At 70.4% G+C, this 13,577-nt stretch carries 14 protein-coding genes; 5 read left to right on the top strand and 9 right to left on the bottom strand.

Annotated features, from left to right (window positions below; genetic code table 11):
- Positions 1-3: 3 nt before the first annotated feature.
- Together trhA and FNH24_RS01135 are read left to right on the top strand one after the other, a co-directional pair.
- Complete coding sequence (gene trhA, locus FNH24_RS01140; protein ID WP_246186691.1) at positions 4-723, top strand: PAQR family membrane homeostasis protein TrhA; 720 nt, start codon at positions 4-6, stop codon at positions 721-723.
- A 131-nt stretch (positions 724-854) separates the two neighbouring features.
- Complete coding sequence (locus tag FNH24_RS01135; RefSeq protein WP_152360287.1) at positions 855-1,493, top strand: hypothetical protein; 639 nt, start codon at positions 855-857, stop codon at positions 1,491-1,493.
- 253 nt (positions 1,494-1,746) lie between these two features.
- Here the strand turns inward: FNH24_RS01135 and FNH24_RS01130 are convergent, their stop codons facing one another.
- From FNH24_RS01130 to FNH24_RS01100, 7 genes are all read right to left on the bottom strand, one after another.
- Entirely contained in the window at positions 1,747-3,750 is a 2,004-nt protein-coding gene (locus tag FNH24_RS01130; protein WP_152360286.1) for a thioredoxin domain-containing protein, read from the bottom strand.
- 29 nt (positions 3,751-3,779) lie between these two features.
- Complete coding sequence (locus FNH24_RS01125; RefSeq protein ID WP_152360285.1) at positions 3,780-4,559, bottom strand: hypothetical protein; 780 nt, start codon at positions 4,557-4,559, stop codon at positions 3,780-3,782.
- Positions 4,556-5,317 (bottom strand): helix-turn-helix transcriptional regulator, encoded by a 762-nt coding sequence (locus FNH24_RS01120; RefSeq protein WP_152360284.1) that lies wholly within the window; start codon positions 5,315-5,317, stop codon positions 4,556-4,558. Before FNH24_RS01120 ends, FNH24_RS01125 begins: the two co-directional genes overlap by 4 nt.
- Positions 5,318-5,408: 91 nt before the next feature.
- Entirely contained in the window at positions 5,409-5,885 is a 477-nt protein-coding gene (locus FNH24_RS01115; protein WP_152360283.1) for a YfbM family protein, read from the bottom strand.
- A gap of 21 nt (positions 5,886-5,906) precedes the next feature.
- Positions 5,907-6,482, bottom strand: a complete 576-nt coding sequence (locus tag FNH24_RS01110) for a dihydrofolate reductase family protein (RefSeq protein WP_152360282.1) — start codon at positions 6,480-6,482, stop codon at positions 5,907-5,909.
- Positions 6,483-6,566: 84 nt separating this feature from the next.
- The gene (locus tag FNH24_RS01105) at positions 6,567-7,538 is read right to left on the bottom strand and encodes an alpha/beta fold hydrolase (RefSeq protein ID WP_217427986.1); all 972 of its coding nucleotides are present in this window, start codon (positions 7,536-7,538) and stop codon (positions 6,567-6,569) included.
- Positions 7,539-7,562: 24 nt separating this feature from the next.
- Complete coding sequence (locus FNH24_RS01100; RefSeq protein WP_161605944.1) at positions 7,563-8,480, bottom strand: nucleoside hydrolase; 918 nt, start codon at positions 8,478-8,480, stop codon at positions 7,563-7,565.
- Between the two features lie 244 nt (positions 8,481-8,724).
- Here FNH24_RS01100 and FNH24_RS01095 point away from each other — a divergent pair, with 244 nt between their 5' ends.
- From FNH24_RS01095 to FNH24_RS01085, 3 genes are read left to right on the top strand one after another with little or no spacing between them, the layout of a single operon-like run.
- A complete protein-coding gene (locus tag FNH24_RS01095; RefSeq protein ID WP_217427985.1) occupies positions 8,725-9,699 on the top strand; it encodes a putative F420-0 ABC transporter substrate-binding protein in 975 nt (324 codons plus the stop codon).
- A 13-nt stretch (positions 9,700-9,712) separates the two neighbouring features.
- Positions 9,713-10,786 carry an iron chelate uptake ABC transporter family permease subunit gene (locus FNH24_RS01090; protein ID WP_217427984.1) on the top strand — a complete coding sequence of 358 codons (1,074 nt, stop codon included), beginning with the start codon at positions 9,713-9,715 and terminating at the stop codon, positions 10,784-10,786.
- Entirely contained in the window at positions 10,783-11,628 is an 846-nt protein-coding gene (locus tag FNH24_RS01085; protein WP_152360279.1) for an ABC transporter ATP-binding protein, read from the top strand. The genes FNH24_RS01090 and FNH24_RS01085 overlap by 4 nt, the downstream gene beginning before the upstream one ends.
- On the opposite strand, the gene FNH24_RS01080 is transcribed toward FNH24_RS01085, so the two are convergent.
- Complete coding sequence (locus FNH24_RS01080; protein WP_152360278.1) at positions 11,580-12,566, bottom strand: TIGR03557 family F420-dependent LLM class oxidoreductase; 987 nt, start codon at positions 12,564-12,566, stop codon at positions 11,580-11,582. The two genes, FNH24_RS01085 and FNH24_RS01080, sit on opposite strands and share 49 nt — an antisense overlap.
- Positions 12,567-12,619: 53 nt before the next feature.
- Complete coding sequence (locus FNH24_RS01075) at positions 12,620-13,564, bottom strand: aminoglycoside phosphotransferase family protein (RefSeq protein WP_152360277.1); 945 nt, start codon at positions 13,562-13,564, stop codon at positions 12,620-12,622.
- Between the last annotated feature and the right edge of the window lie 13 nt (positions 13,565-13,577).

Genomic DNA, 13,577 nt, shown 5'->3' with positions numbered 1-13,577 from the left:
CGCATGAGCATGACCCGGATGGATCACGACCTCGGACCCGAACGGACGGGCAAGGCCGGGGCCGACAACCCGGTCGACGAGGTGATCCGCCAGGTCAAACCCAAGTTGCGCGGCTGGCTGCACGCCGGGATGACGCCGCTGGCGCTGGCCGCCGGGATCGTGCTGATCTGCCTGGCGCCGACCGCGGCCGGCAAGATCGGCGGCGCGGTCTTCCTGGCGGCCTCCCTGCTGCTGTTCGGCACCAGCGGGATCTATCACCGCTTCCACTGGGGCCCGGCCGGCGACGCCGTGCTGCGGCGGATGGACCACGCCAACATCTACGTCTTCATCGCCGCGACCTACACGCCGCTGGCGCTGACCATGCTCAGTGGTGGCTCGCGGGTCGGCCTACTGGTCCTGATCTGGTGCGCCGCGCTCGGCGGGCTGCTCTTCCGGCTGTTCTGGCTGTCCGCGCCGCGCTGGCTCTACACCGCGCTCTACGTCGCGATGGGCTGGGCGGCCGTCGGCTGGCTCGGCCAGTTCTACGCCGCAGGTGGCCCGGCCGTGGTGACCCTGATCATCGTCGGTGGCCTGTTCTACACCCTCGGTGCCGTCGTCTACGGGCGCAAGCGCCCCGACCCGTCACCGCGCTGGTTCGGCTTCCACGAGATCTTCCACTCCTTCACCATCGCCGGCTTCATCGTCCACTACATCGCCATCTCCCTGGTCACCTACGCCGGCTGAGCCCGTCACCACAGAATTGCGATCCGGTCTCGCCGGGTCCGCTCCGGGTCGAGCAGACCGAGCCGCCGAGCGAGAACGATCCGGATCGGGGTGGCGCGGCGGGACTTGCCGTGCGCTGTCGTACCGAACCGATGGGCTATAACAGCTTCACGGCCAAACACGAGGGAGGGGTCTTCGCCACACCGCGGGATGCCCCCGACGATGCCCTGGGCAACACCGGGCTCAGCGGGCCCGCCGAGGACTACCGGGAGGCGGCCGAAACCGGTGAGCGGATGCTGTACACCTACCAGCCGGAGGGTGTGACCGTGGCCGCCATGGTCGCGCACCTCGGCTCCTCGATCGACGGAAGCTCAGGCTGGTACGCCGAGTCCTGGGCCCGGTGCGATGACGCCGAATTCCCGGACTCGGTCACCCGGGCCGCCGGGGTGCTGATCTGGACCGACTCCGCCGGTCGCCGGGTTTCGACCAGCGAGATCGTCGCGTACCACGGCCCACGACACTGCGACTGGCAGCACTTGACCTTCCTCAGCCTCGGCGGTGGCGGACCCGAGGAGCCGTCCTGGGTGGCCGGGGACCGTCCCGACCTCGACGACTACTTCGACGAGCCGTACCGCGAGAACCTTCCGCTCCCTAAGGACGCCGTCGACACCGGCTACAACCTGGGCGCCGACCATCTCTGGCTCTCCCCCGACCGGCGCCGGGCCTACGTCGGAACCCCGACCCAGGTCGACCTCTGGCCCCGCACCAACAAGCCGCTGATGTGCGCGTGAGCCGACGCCCGGACAGTCGGGCAGGTCCGGGAGGCGACGGCCGGAGGCGCTCCGCGCCCTCTCCTCCGGCTTCGCCCCGCCGATAGCCGCCGCGCGGATCGAGTAACGGGAGCGAAGACGGCGTGCGACCGTGACAGGCTCGCCGCCGACACCATGCCGTCCCGACTTGACTCCCTTCGCCCCAGTTCCTCGACCTTCGCACCACCAAGAGAGGGCGCGGAGCCCGAGTAAGTGGGGCGGAGTCGGGCGGAGTTCAGGAATTGGCGATGGCGGCAGCGAGGTCGTCGACGGTGGTGACCGGCAGCCGGCAGACGAAGTGGCGGCAGACGTACGCGGTCGGACGGTCGTTGACCATGGTCCGATCGGCCAGCAGCGCGAAGCCGGGACGGTCCGGTTCCGCGGCGATGATCACCGATCCGGCCGGGGCGAGCCTCCAGGCCGCCAGCCGCAGGGCGACGGTGGCGGGGTCGTCGGGCGGGCCGGCGATCGCGACCTGGAGCGGTGGCCGCTCGGTCCGGGTGATCGCGTCGGCGAGCAGCCAGCCGGCGAACCGGGGCGCGGCCTCGACCAGGGCCGCGGCCGCGCCGGCGGCCTGCTCGGCGCGCTCGGCGTAGCGCGGCTCGCCGGTCAGTTCACCGAGCAGGGTCAGGGCGTGCACGGCGGCGCTGAGGCCGGACGGGGTTGCGTTGTCGGTCGGGTCCTGCGGTCGCAGATAGAGCTGCTCGGAGTCGGCGGCGGTGTCGTAGAAGCCGCCGTTGCCGTCGTCGAAGGCGGTGATCATCCGGTTGGCCAGCCATTCGGCCCGGGTCAGCCATTCAGCGTCGGCCGTGGCGGCGGCCAGCCGGGTCGCCGCCTGGCACAGCGCGGCGTAGTCCTCGAGCACCGCTGCCGCGTCACCGGCCCGGCCGTCGCGCGAGCCGCGGCGCAGGCCGTCGTCGACCCGGTGCACCCGCCAGATCAGCTCGGCGGAGTGTGCGGCGAGCTCGAGCCAGTCCGGCCGATCCATGATCATCGCCGCCTGGACCAGGGCGTCGATCAGCCAGCCGTTCCAGGCGGTGATGATCTTGTCGTCCCGACCCGGCCGCGGACGCCCGGCCCGGTGGTCGGCGAGTCGCCGACGGACTCCGGCCAGCCGGACCGGATCCTGATCATGCGGCAACTGCAGGGTAGAGGCACCGTGCTCGAAGGTGCCGGACTCGGTGACCCCGAAGGCCTCAGCCGCCCAGTCGGCGTCCTCCGGGCCGAGCGCTGCCCGAAGTTGATCAACGGTCCAGGCGTAGTAGGCGCCCTCGCGGGACACGCCGTCGGCATCCGGCGAGTCGGCATCGAGGCTGGAGGCGAAACCGCCCTCCGCGGTGCGCAGCTCGCTGAGCAGCCAGTCCACCGTCTCGGTGGCGACGCGCTCGGCGATCGGCGAGCCCGTCCGCTGCCACCAGCGGACGTAGCAGCCGAGCAGCAGCGCGTTGTCGTACAGCATCTTCTCGAAGTGCGGCACGACCCAGCCGGAATCGACGCTGTAGCGGGCGAAGCCGCCGGCCAGCTGGTCGTAGATGCCGCCGCGGGCCATCGCCTCCAGCGTCTGCTCGGCCATGATCATCGCCGTCGGGTCGTCGGTCCGCAGCAGGGCCTCCAGCACCAGCGACGGCGGAAACTTCGGCGCCGTGCCGAAGCCGGGATGGGCCTGGTCGAAGTCGCCGCCCAGGGTGCCGATCGCGGCCGCGATCTCGGCCGGCCCGATCCGGCCGCTCAGATCTCGCCGCGCCGCGGCGAGTTGATCGGTGATCGATCCGGCCGACTCGACGATCTGCTCCCGCCGGTCCCCCCAGGCCTCACCGACCGCCTGCAGCACCTGCGGAAACGACGGCAGCCCTGAGCGCGGAGTCGCCGGGAAGTAGGTGCCGGCATAGAACGGACGACGATCCGGCGTCAGGAAGACCGTCATCGGCCAGCCGCCCTGCCCGGTCATCGCCTGAGTTGCCTGCATGTAGACCGCGTCGACGTCGGGCCGCTCCTCCCGGTCGACCTTGATCGCCACGAACCCGGAGTTGATCATGGCCGCGATCTCGTCGTCCTCGAACGACTCGTGCGCCATCACGTGACACCAGTGGCAGGCGGCGTACCCCACGCTCAGCAGGATCGGGGTATCACGGCGCCTCGCCTCGGCGAATGCTTCGGGTCCCCACTCCCACCAGTCCACTGGATTCTCGGCATGCTGGAGCAGGTACGGGCTTGTCGCGCTGGTGAGGCGGTTGACCATTCGCTGACTCCTGACTTGTGGCACGTGTATCAATGCGGACGAAGTGCGAGGACGTTCATCGGATCCCGCAGGACGCCGGCCGTCCACTCGACGCTCTGCCGAACGTCGAGGCCAACTTCGGGGTGTTCCGTAAACTTCTCGATGACGCGGGCCGTATCGACGGGGTCGGCAACAGCCATGAGCCGCCACAGATCGCCGAGGCCCTTATCGCGGACCGGCCCTTTGCCAGGCTCACGTAGTCGCTCTCCGACCTTGGACCCCTTCGCCAAGATCAACGCAGGGATCCCGGCAACGAAGATCTCAACCGACAGGCGCGAGTCGGCGAAGTCCAGGATCGTCAGCCGCGAGCGGTTGAAGGCGGCGAGTTCCAGACCGAGGGCGTTTCCAACCGCAAGCTTGCCGTGCGCGGGCTGCAACGCCGGCACACCCCGTCTGGTCCGGCTCGCCGTGCCTGACAGCCCGTGTGGAGCGAGCAGGTCGACCTTCTCCCGATACGACCGCGTGCCATCTGGCTCTTCGTACGCCTCCCGGCCCCACAACCCCGGCCGTGCCGCGGTGCGGTGCTCATAACTCGCCTCGACGAGAGGCGTCTCGATGCTCGGCAGGTCACCGACCAAGCCGGGCGTGACACCGAGGTCGCCGTCGCCGGTGGGCATCCTCGGCACATCGAGATCCATCGTCCGAAGCAGGACGGCGTGCGCGCCGACCAACGTCAGCGACTCGGCATGCGCAGCCAAAACGTCGACCACGTTGATGATCGCGCGACGGCTCCACTCGATCTCGGTGCGAGGTGCCTTGAGCTCCGTCATGCCACGCGCCGCCCCACGAGGATGTCGGCCTGCTCCGTCATGCGGTCGATGCCGCCGTAGGCGTCGATGACGACCTGGTCGCGCGCAACGACAGTGATGCCGTCGATCTTGGTCCGCCCGAGCTCAGTGACACGATCGAACGGGATCAGCGTGACCCGCATCCCGAACGAGCCAGGCTCCTTGCGGATCAGGCCGGCGGCTTCAGCCGCTAGCTCGACATCCTCGACGTAAAGGACCGGCCACGCCTCCCCTGCACTGGAGTGGTAGTAGTTCGCGCCGGCGTCACCGGTCACGGCGTACTCGATGCTGGCCACGCCGAGCGCCACCGCGATGTCGCGTGCCGTCGGACCTGCCTTGAAGTCGACGGCGCCCGGACGACGGGTGAGACGGGCGGCCCTCCCAGCCCGGAGTTGCACGTCGGCTTCCTTGCCGTTGATCGCGCGGCCCTTGACGTCGACGAGCCCAATCCGAGCCCACCGCTGCCGCCACGCCTCGATGCCCGGGGTCACCGCGAGGCCAAGCTTCGGATCGAGCGCCAATCGCGCGGCGGCGATCACGGTGGGGTCCGCTGTCCCGGTGAAACCGATGGGCTCCCCCAAGACCGCCAGGATTTCTTGGGCGAGATCGAACGACGGACTGACCGCCCCGGCCTCGATCCGCGTCACCGTCGTCGGAGCGACGTCGACCAGCGCCGCGAGCTGCCGGGCACTCAGCCCGTTCACGCGGCGCAGGGTCGAGATGCGCTCCGCGAGGTCCATACGTCCAGTCTAAGGGAGCGTTGCAAATATGCAACACGTTGGGGAATCAGCCGAATGGCGGACAGCTAGTGCCGCGGTCGGGGCCACGGAGCTAGTGGAGCCACTGCAACACCCATTGATCACGGGCCGCGGCATGGTGGTACATGGCCTTGAGCTTGTCGAAGTTGGGCCCGAGATACTCGTCGAAGACCTCCGGGTCGGCCCAGATGTCCGGGTAGAGCTCGGCCGCGGACATGGCGGCCGGGTCGAATCGGGAGCGGAGGTCCTCCCGCCGGATGCCGGTCAGCGCTGCGGCCACCGCGGCGACCCCGGCCGGGTCGAGCAGTCGCGGCGGGCCGTAGCCCTCGTCCGGCCCGAACCCCTCGCCGCCGAAGATCACCTGACCCAACGGACCCGGGCCGCCCCACGGATCGCCGGTGAGCAGCCAGTGGATGCCGTGCCAGGCCTTGTCGAGATCGACCGAGCCGGGCGGCGGGCCGTCCACCAGACCCCAGATCCTGTCCGGGTCCGCCCGCAGCGCCTCGGTCTCGGCGGCCGTCAGGGCTCGCCCGTCCCAGGTCATTCCCATCGGAGTCTCACCATGGAGGCATCATGGCGCATCGGCAACGGCCACCGCGACGGGGCGATAGCGGAGGTTCACCTCGGCGATCGGGTCGTCGGAGTTGATCAAGTTGAGCCGGATCGGGTGGGCCCCCGGGCTGTCGTACAGCCGGATCCCGTCGCCCAGCAGCAACGGCGCGATGTGCAGGTCGACCTCGTCCACCAGTCCGCGCTGCAACGCCTGCCGGCCGATCGACGGCGACAGGATCTCGAGATTCTTACCGCCGGCCGCCGCCAGCGCGATCCGGACCGCTTCGGCCACATCACAGGTCAGGAAGGTGATCCCGTCCCGCTGGACGGCGTCCTCGGGATGATGGGTGAGCACGAAGATCGGGCCCTGCCAGTCGCCACCGTACGGTCGAGCGTCCGGGTCGAGATCCCAGCCGTCGCGGCCACCGAGCACCGCGCCGGTGGTCCGGGTGTATTCCTCCTCCACGCCGGGCCGACCGGTGAACCCGGTCATCCAGGACATGTCGTGGTCCGGGCCGGCGACGAAGCCGTCCAGCGACATCGTGAAGTGGCAGAGCACCTTTCCCTCGCCGACCTGTGGATCCGTGTCACGCATCTGAGCCTCCATCGCCGTTGATCAACTCGCTCCCGCGTCACCGACTCTAGCGCCACTACTTGCATATTGCAATCAGTCTTCGTCTCAGAAAGTTTCGATCCGGTCGGCCAGCCGGGTGTTGGCATCGGCCCAGGCGTCGACCATCCGGGCGCCGCCGTGACCCTCGCCCTCGTCGATGATCAATTCCGATCCCGGCCAGCGACGCTGCAGCTCCCAAGCGGTGATCAACGGGCCGCTGACGTCGGCCCGGCCGTGGATCAGGTAGCCGGGGATCCCGGCGAGCCGCTCCATCCGGTCCAGGATCGGCGGATCGCAGAACCCGTCGTGGGACCAGTAGTGCGTGGCCAGCGTGACGAAGACCTGCCGGAAGAGTTGATCATCCCAGCGTGGGTCGCGGTGCAGGCCCTCGACCAGGGACACGTGGTGATCTTCCCACTCGGCCCAGGCCAGGGCGGCGGAGTCGCGAACCGCCGGATCGGGATCGCGGATCAAGATCGCGTACGCCTCGACGATCCGGGACTCGTGCCGGCGATAGCCGATCCCGGCCCGCTCGGCATGCGCGGCGAACCGGTCCCACGCCTCGGGGAACACGACGCCGATCTGTTCGGTGATCCAGTCCACTTCCCAGCGCCGGGTGGAAGTAACGGCCATCAGCACCACGCCGAGGATCCGGTCCGGGTGAGCCTGCGCGTACGCCAGCGCCAGCGTCGATCCCCAGGAGACCCCGTTGATCACCCACCGGTCGATGCCGAGGTGATCGCGCAGCTGTTCGCAGTCCTTGATCAACGCGGCCGTGGTGTTGGCCTCGAGATCATGATCGGGTTCGATCGCGAGCGGAGCGGACCGGCCACAGCCGCGCTGATCGATCCCGATGATCCGGAATCGCTCCGGATCGAATTTGGTGACGTAGCCGCCCGGGCCGAGGGTGCCGCCCGGTCCGCCGTGCAGATAGAGGGCCGGGATCCCGTCCGGTCGCCCGGACTCCTCCCAGTAGACCTGTTGACCTTCGCCGACGTCGAGCAGTCCGGAGTCCCGGATCGGGGTCTTGGCAAACACCCGACGATCGTACGGGCGTCCCGGTCAGAGCTCCGACAACCGGCCCAGGAAGAATTCGGTGAACCCGGCGGCGTCGACGGCGACCGCGATCGAGGCATTGACGGTACGAGAGCCGGGATCGACGATCATGGCGCCGCGGACCTCGTCACCGGTCTCCACCCGGACCTGCGCGTCGCGCCAGGTGATCAACTCCGGATGGGTGACGGCGGCGACGGCCAGCGGGTCGTGCATGGCGCAGGACTCGCCCGGTTGATCCTTGTTGCGGTCGAGGTGATCGATCCAGGCGACGGTGTAGCGACCGGCGAAGGAGGCGAACTCGCGAGCACTGGACTCCATCGCGCGAGCCTGATCTTTGGTCACCCGCACCTGCAGCGTGACGTCCAGCCCGACCCACTGGGCCACGATCCCGGAATCGAGCACGATCGCGGCGGCCTCGGGATCGCACCAGACGTTGTACTCCCCCGGCTGCTCGGCGTTGCCCGGCCGGTCGAAGACCCCGCCCATGATCACCAGCCGCTTCAGCGACGAGGCGAAGTCGGGGGCGAGCCGCATCGCCAGGGCGACGTTGGTCAGCGGACCGACCGCGACCAGGGTGAGCTCGCCGGGGTGGGCTCGGACCAACTCCACCATCGCGACCGCCGCCGGCGTCGGCCGCGGTTCCCGGACAACGACCTCGTCTGGCACCGTGCCGACCCGCTTCCGCGGCCGCAGCAGCGGCACCTCGGCGCCGCGGTGCACCGGGACCTCCGGCCGGCCGAGCCGGTGCAGCAGCTCCAGGGTGAGCGTGGTGGCCGAGGCGACGTCGGTGTTGCCGTTGACCGTGGTCACCAGCTCCACCGAGATCTCCGGATCGGCCAGTGCCAGGGCCAGCGCGAAACCGTCGTCGACATCGCTGCCCGGAGCGCCCATGGCCAGATCGACATCGAGCATCACACGTTCCATGAATCCGCCCTCGCGCTGCGTCGGTGATCTGGTCGTCGGCCATCGTGGCACGGCCGGATCGGTCGAGGCGGCCGGATCGAGAGACGTCTCACCGCGACGTCGGCGGCGTCGCATAGCATGGTGGTCTCGCCCGCGCGCCAGGATTCGGTGCGCGTCAGGCCGGTCGGGCTGTGGCCGGTGGGTGATGGTCTTGCCGCAAACTTCTGCGGTCCCGCCTGCCCGTCTCCGTCGAAGGACTCCGCCCGTGCGCGCCCGTTCCGCTGTGCTGTCCCTGCTCGCCGTCGTGTCCCTGCTCGCCGTCCCGCTGGCCGCCTGCTCCGCCCCGGCGCCGGCCGCCGAGCCGAAACCGGCCGGCTTCACCGCGGTGTCCCTGGACAACTGCGGCACCAAGGTCACCGTCGACCACCCGCCGGAGCGGGTGGTGGCGATCAAGTCGACCGCGATCGAGCTGCTGCTGGCGCTCGGGCTGGGTGACCGGATCGTCGGCACGGCGTTCAGCGACGGACCGTTGCCGCCGGCCTACGCGGACGCCGCTCCCCCGGTGCTGGCTGAGAAGGTGCCGGGCCGGGAGGCGTTGCTCGGCGCCCGGCCGGACTTCGTCTACGCCGGCTGGGAGAGCAATCTGACCGCCCAGGGTGCCGGCGACCGGGCCGGGCTGGCCGAGCTGGGCATCCCGACCTATGTGGCGCCGGCCGCATGCAAGGAGCCCGCCTACCAGCCGAAGCCGCTGACCAGGGACGTGCTGGAGCGGGAGATGCGGGAGGTCGGCGCGATCTTCGGCGTGCCGGACCGGGCGGAGAAGTTGATCAACGATCAGCGGGCCGCGCTGGCCGGCGTGGCGAAGGATCCCGAGCAGCGCACCGTGCTCTGGTACAGCTCCGGCTCCGACAGCCCGTACGTCGGCGCCGGCATCGGCACCCCGCAGCTGATCATGGACTCGGTCGGGCTGAAGAACATCTTCGCCGACATCCCGGACACCTGGAGCGCCGTCTCCTGGGAGAGCGTGATCAAGGCCGATCCGGACCTGATCGTGCTGGTCGACGCCTCCTGGAACAGTGCCGAGTCGAAGAAGAAGGTGCTGGCCTCCTCGCCCGCCTCGGCCCTGGACGCAGTCCGCGAGCAACGCTTTCTGACGGTACGGTTTCCGGCCGGCGAGGGCGGCGTGGCCACGGCCGAGGCGATCACCGGCCTGGCCGACCAGCTGAAAGCCCGATCGTGATCGGGGTGACGGCGTGACCGCCGTGATGCCGCGGCCGGTGTCGGCGCCACCCTCGCCGGAGCCGCGGGTCCGGCAGCCGAGGAGCCTGCTGGTGTGGCTCGCCGGGGCCGCGTTGTTGATCTTGCTCGCCGGGTCGATCCTGGCCGCGTCGGCGGTCGGCGCCAGCGGGCTCGGGCCGGCCCACGTGCTGCAGTCGATCAGCCACCATCTCGGGATCGATCCGGTCGGTCTGCCCCGGCTGGACGACGCGATCATCTGGGACATCCGGCTGCCCCGGGTGATCACCGCCGCCCTGGTCGGCGCGGCGCTCGCCCTGTCCGGCGCGGTGATGCAGACGTTGACCGGAAATCCGCTCGCCGACCCCTACCTGCTCGGATCGTCGTCCGGCGCGGCGCTCGGGGCGGTCTCGGTGCTGCTGCTCGGTGTCGGCCTGGTGCTGCCGGTGGCCGCGTTCCTGGGGGCGATGCTGGCGTTGGCCGGCGCGCTGGCGCTGACCGGGCGAGCGGCCGCCCGCGGCTCGACCCGGATCGTGCTGGCCGGCATCGCCGTCGCGCAGATCTGTTCGGCGGCCACCTCGTTCGTGATCTTCTCGGCGGCTCAGGGCGACTCGTACCGGGAGGTGCTGGCCTGGCTGATGGGCTCGCTCGGCGGCGCCGACTGGGCCTCGCTGGCCGTCGCCGGACCGATCATCGTCGCCGCCGGGCTGATCTTGATCGGGTACGCCCGCACCCTGGACGCGTTCGCGTTCGGCGACGGACTCGCCGCCTCGCTCGGCGTTGCGACCGGCCCGACCCGGCTGATCCTGCTCGGCCTGGTCGCGCTGCTGACCGGCTCCGCCGTCGCGGTCAGCGGCGCGATCGGGTTTCTCGGCCTGACCCTGCCGCACGCAGTACGGTTCCTGACCGGGCCCGGGCACGCGCGACTGCTGCCGGTGCTCGCCCCGGCCGGCGCGATCTTCCTGATCTGGACCGACACCGCGGCGCGCACCGTGCTGGCGCCGGAGGAGGTGCCGGTCGGCATTCTGACCGCGCTGATCGGGGCGCCGGTGTTCTGCTTCCTGCTCTGGCGGCAGCGGAGGGCTGCATGACCACGATCCCGTTCCCCGAGCCGGTCGACGAGTCGGCGGTCCGGGTCGAAGACGTCCGGTACGCGATCGACGGAACCCCTTTGCTGCAGGGGATCTCGCTGACCGCACCGGCCGGCCGGCTGACCGGGATCCTCGGCCCGAACGGTGCCGGCAAGTCGACCCTGCTCCGGATCGTGGCCGGCCTGACCCGGCCGGCGGCGGGGCGGGTGCTGGTCGGCGGCGACGCGTTGCATCGGCTGCCCCGGCGGGCCCGGGCGCGGCGGGTCGCGTTCCTCGAGCAGCAGTCGGCGACCGAACAACCGCTGCTGGTCCGCCAAGTGGTCGAGCTGGGCCGGATCCCGCACCTCGGCCGGTGGCAGTCCTACGGCCCCGGGGACCGCGCGGCCGTCGCGGAGGCGCTGGACTCGGTCGGCATGAGCGACTACGCGGACCGGCGCTGGGACACCCTGTCCGGGGGCGAACAGCAGCGGGTCCAGCTGGCCCGGGCGCTGGCCCAGCAGCCCGAGGTGTTGATCTTGGACGAGCCGACCAACCATCTCGACGTCGCGGCCCAGCTGATGATCATGGCACGGGTCGCCGGGCTCGGCCGGACCGGCATCGCCGCGGTGCACGATCTCAACCTCGCCGCGACGTTCTGCGATTGGCTGGTGCTGCTCGATCACGGCCGGGTGGTAGCCAGCGGCACCCCGGAGACCGTACTGACGCCGGAACTGATCGCCCGCACGTACGGAGTCACCGCCCGGGTGCTGCGGCATCCGGAGGACGGCCACCCGGTGCTGGTCTTCGACCGGGCTCAGGACGGGCTGAGCCCGGGCAGCACCTCGGTGCCGAAGACCGCCTGAGCCCGCTCCGGATCGGGCCCGGCGAGGTGCAGCTGCACCTCGTCGACACCGAGGTCGAGGAACTGCTGGATCCGCCGGCGGTGCGCGTCGAGATCGCTGGAGATGATCATGCGATCGGTGAAGTCCTCCCGCCGCAGCCGCCGGGCCAACTGCTCGAAGTCGCGGGTGTTGCGCACCTCGGAGACGGGATAGCGCACCCCCGGCCCGGGCCAGTGCTCGATCGCCGCCTGCTCCGCCTCCGGCTCGGTCTCGGCCCAGGCGTGATGCAGTCGGACCACCCGGTAGAGCCGCTCCGGATCGCGGCCCGCCCGCGCCGCCCCGGTCCGCAACTGCTCGAACAAGGTGGCCAGCTGCTCCAGCCGACCGCCCTCGGTGATCATCCCGTCGGCGACCGCCCCGGCCCGCCGTGCGGTGACCGGCCCCGCGGTGGCGACCAGGATCCGCGGCGGCCGGTCCGGCAGCGTCCACAGCCGGGCCTGCTCCATGATCAACTCCGGGTCGGAGTGCCGCGCCTCCCTTCCGGTGAACAGCTTGCGGATGATCTCGATCGCGGAGAACATCCGGTTGATCCTCCTCGGTGGCTCCGGCCAGTACTGCCCGGTGACGTGTTCGTTGATCAACTCCCCGGCGCCGATGCCGAGCCAGTGCCGGTCCGGGAAGATCGACGCCAGCGTCGCCGACGCCTGCGCGACCACGGCCGGATGCATCCGGTAGGACGGGCTGATCACCCCGGGATTGATCGGGATGGTCGTCCGGGCCGACGCGGCCGAGGCCACGTTCCAAACGAACGACGCCTGCCCCTGCGAGCTCGTCCAGGGCGCGAACCGATCCGAGAACATGACCGAGCCGAACCCGTACTGCTGCGCCGTCCGCGCCAACTCGACCGCCCGCCCCGGAGCGACCGACTCCAACATGATCGCCTGCCCGATAACCACCATTCGCCGACCCTAAACCGCCGACTTGTCAGAACTGAGGAGCCCCAGGGCACAACTCAGTTCTGACAACTTGGGAGAAGGGCGGCTCGGGCGTCCGGGCGGCGGAGCATCCGGGCGCACCAGGCGAAGTGGCCGTCGGAGCCGTCCGGGGAGAAGTGGGCGTGGGTGATCACCGCGTAGGCGGCTCGATATAGGCCGTACCGCTGGGGGTCGTGGCCGAAGCGGGCCAGGAAGGCCTGATCCAGGCGCTCCTCCGAGACCCGCGCGTTCGGTCCGTACATGTCGAAGATGCTGGCGGTGATCGCGGCGTCGAACTGCGGATCGCCAACCGTGGTGAGGAATCCGAAGTCCAGCACACCGCTCACCCGGCCGTCCCGGACGAGCACGTTCCCCGGGATCAGATCGCCGTGGAGGAAGCCCGCCGGATCGGATTCCGGCAACGTCTGCAGGCCGGTGATCACGGCCGGCACCAGGTCGTCGACGTCCGGGACCTCGCGCCGCAGGAGCTCGGGGCGATCCCGGAAGCGCCGTTCGACCAGCGCGGCCAGAGCCGTGGGAAACAGGACCCGCGGGTCTAGTGGTCGGTCCCCCGGCAGGATCGGCAACGCGGCGAGCCCCGGCGACAGGACGGCGCGCGCCAGACCTTCGAGCACATCGCCCATCAGCCGGACCGCGTCCTCATCCACCACCGGCGGTTCGGCCAGCCGGTCGGGCCGCAGCGGACGGCCGTGCACCTTGCGCTCGATGGTGATGATCAACTCATCGTCGATCAACAGCTCGAGGACCCGCGGCGTCGCGAACGGAAGTGACGCCGCCCACAGCGCCGTACCGAATTCCACGAGGGCCTCGACATCCTCGCGGGAGCGACCGTGCCAGATCTTCGCGACCTCGTCGGTCGAGACGTCGACGACCGTGCCCTCCATCCCCGCACCGAGCACTGCGCCGGGCTCCCAACCACGACTCCGCAACAGCCCGGCCGCCCGCTTATCCACAGCAATCACCCCATTTCCGCCG

Origin of the sequence: Microlunatus speluncae, from assembly GCF_009299835.1 — a bacterium.
Taxonomy (GTDB): Bacteria; Actinomycetota; Actinomycetes; order Propionibacteriales; family Propionibacteriaceae; genus Microlunatus; species Microlunatus speluncae.
Note: the sequence above shows the minus strand (reverse complement) of the source record. Positions and strands in the feature narration are given on the sequence as shown.

Coding starts and splice junctions, on each gene's coding strand:
- FNH24_RS01115 (WP_152360283.1), bottom strand. CDS start 5,885: ATGGGAATGACCTGGGACGGGCGAGCCCTGACGGCCGCCGAGACCGAG.
- trhA (WP_246186691.1), top strand. CDS start 4: ATGAGCATGACCCGGATGGATCACGACCTCGGACCCGAACGGACGGGC.
- FNH24_RS01125 (WP_152360285.1), bottom strand. CDS start 4,559: ATGACGGAGCTCAAGGCACCTCGCACCGAGATCGAGTGGAGCCGTCGC.
- FNH24_RS01080 (WP_152360278.1), bottom strand. CDS start 12,566: ATGGTGGTTATCGGGCAGGCGATCATGTTGGAGTCGGTCGCTCCGGGG.
- FNH24_RS01110 (WP_152360282.1), bottom strand. CDS start 6,482: ATGCGTGACACGGATCCACAGGTCGGCGAGGGAAAGGTGCTCTGCCAC.
- FNH24_RS01100 (WP_161605944.1), bottom strand. CDS start 8,480: ATGGAACGTGTGATGCTCGATGTCGATCTGGCCATGGGCGCTCCGGGC.
- FNH24_RS01085 (WP_152360279.1), top strand. CDS start 10,783: ATGACCACGATCCCGTTCCCCGAGCCGGTCGACGAGTCGGCGGTCCGG.
- FNH24_RS01130 (WP_152360286.1), bottom strand. CDS start 3,750: ATGGTCAACCGCCTCACCAGCGCGACAAGCCCGTACCTGCTCCAGCAT.
- FNH24_RS01120 (WP_152360284.1), bottom strand. CDS start 5,317: ATGGACCTCGCGGAGCGCATCTCGACCCTGCGCCGCGTGAACGGGCTG.
- FNH24_RS01135 (WP_152360287.1), top strand. CDS start 855: ATGGGCTATAACAGCTTCACGGCCAAACACGAGGGAGGGGTCTTCGCC.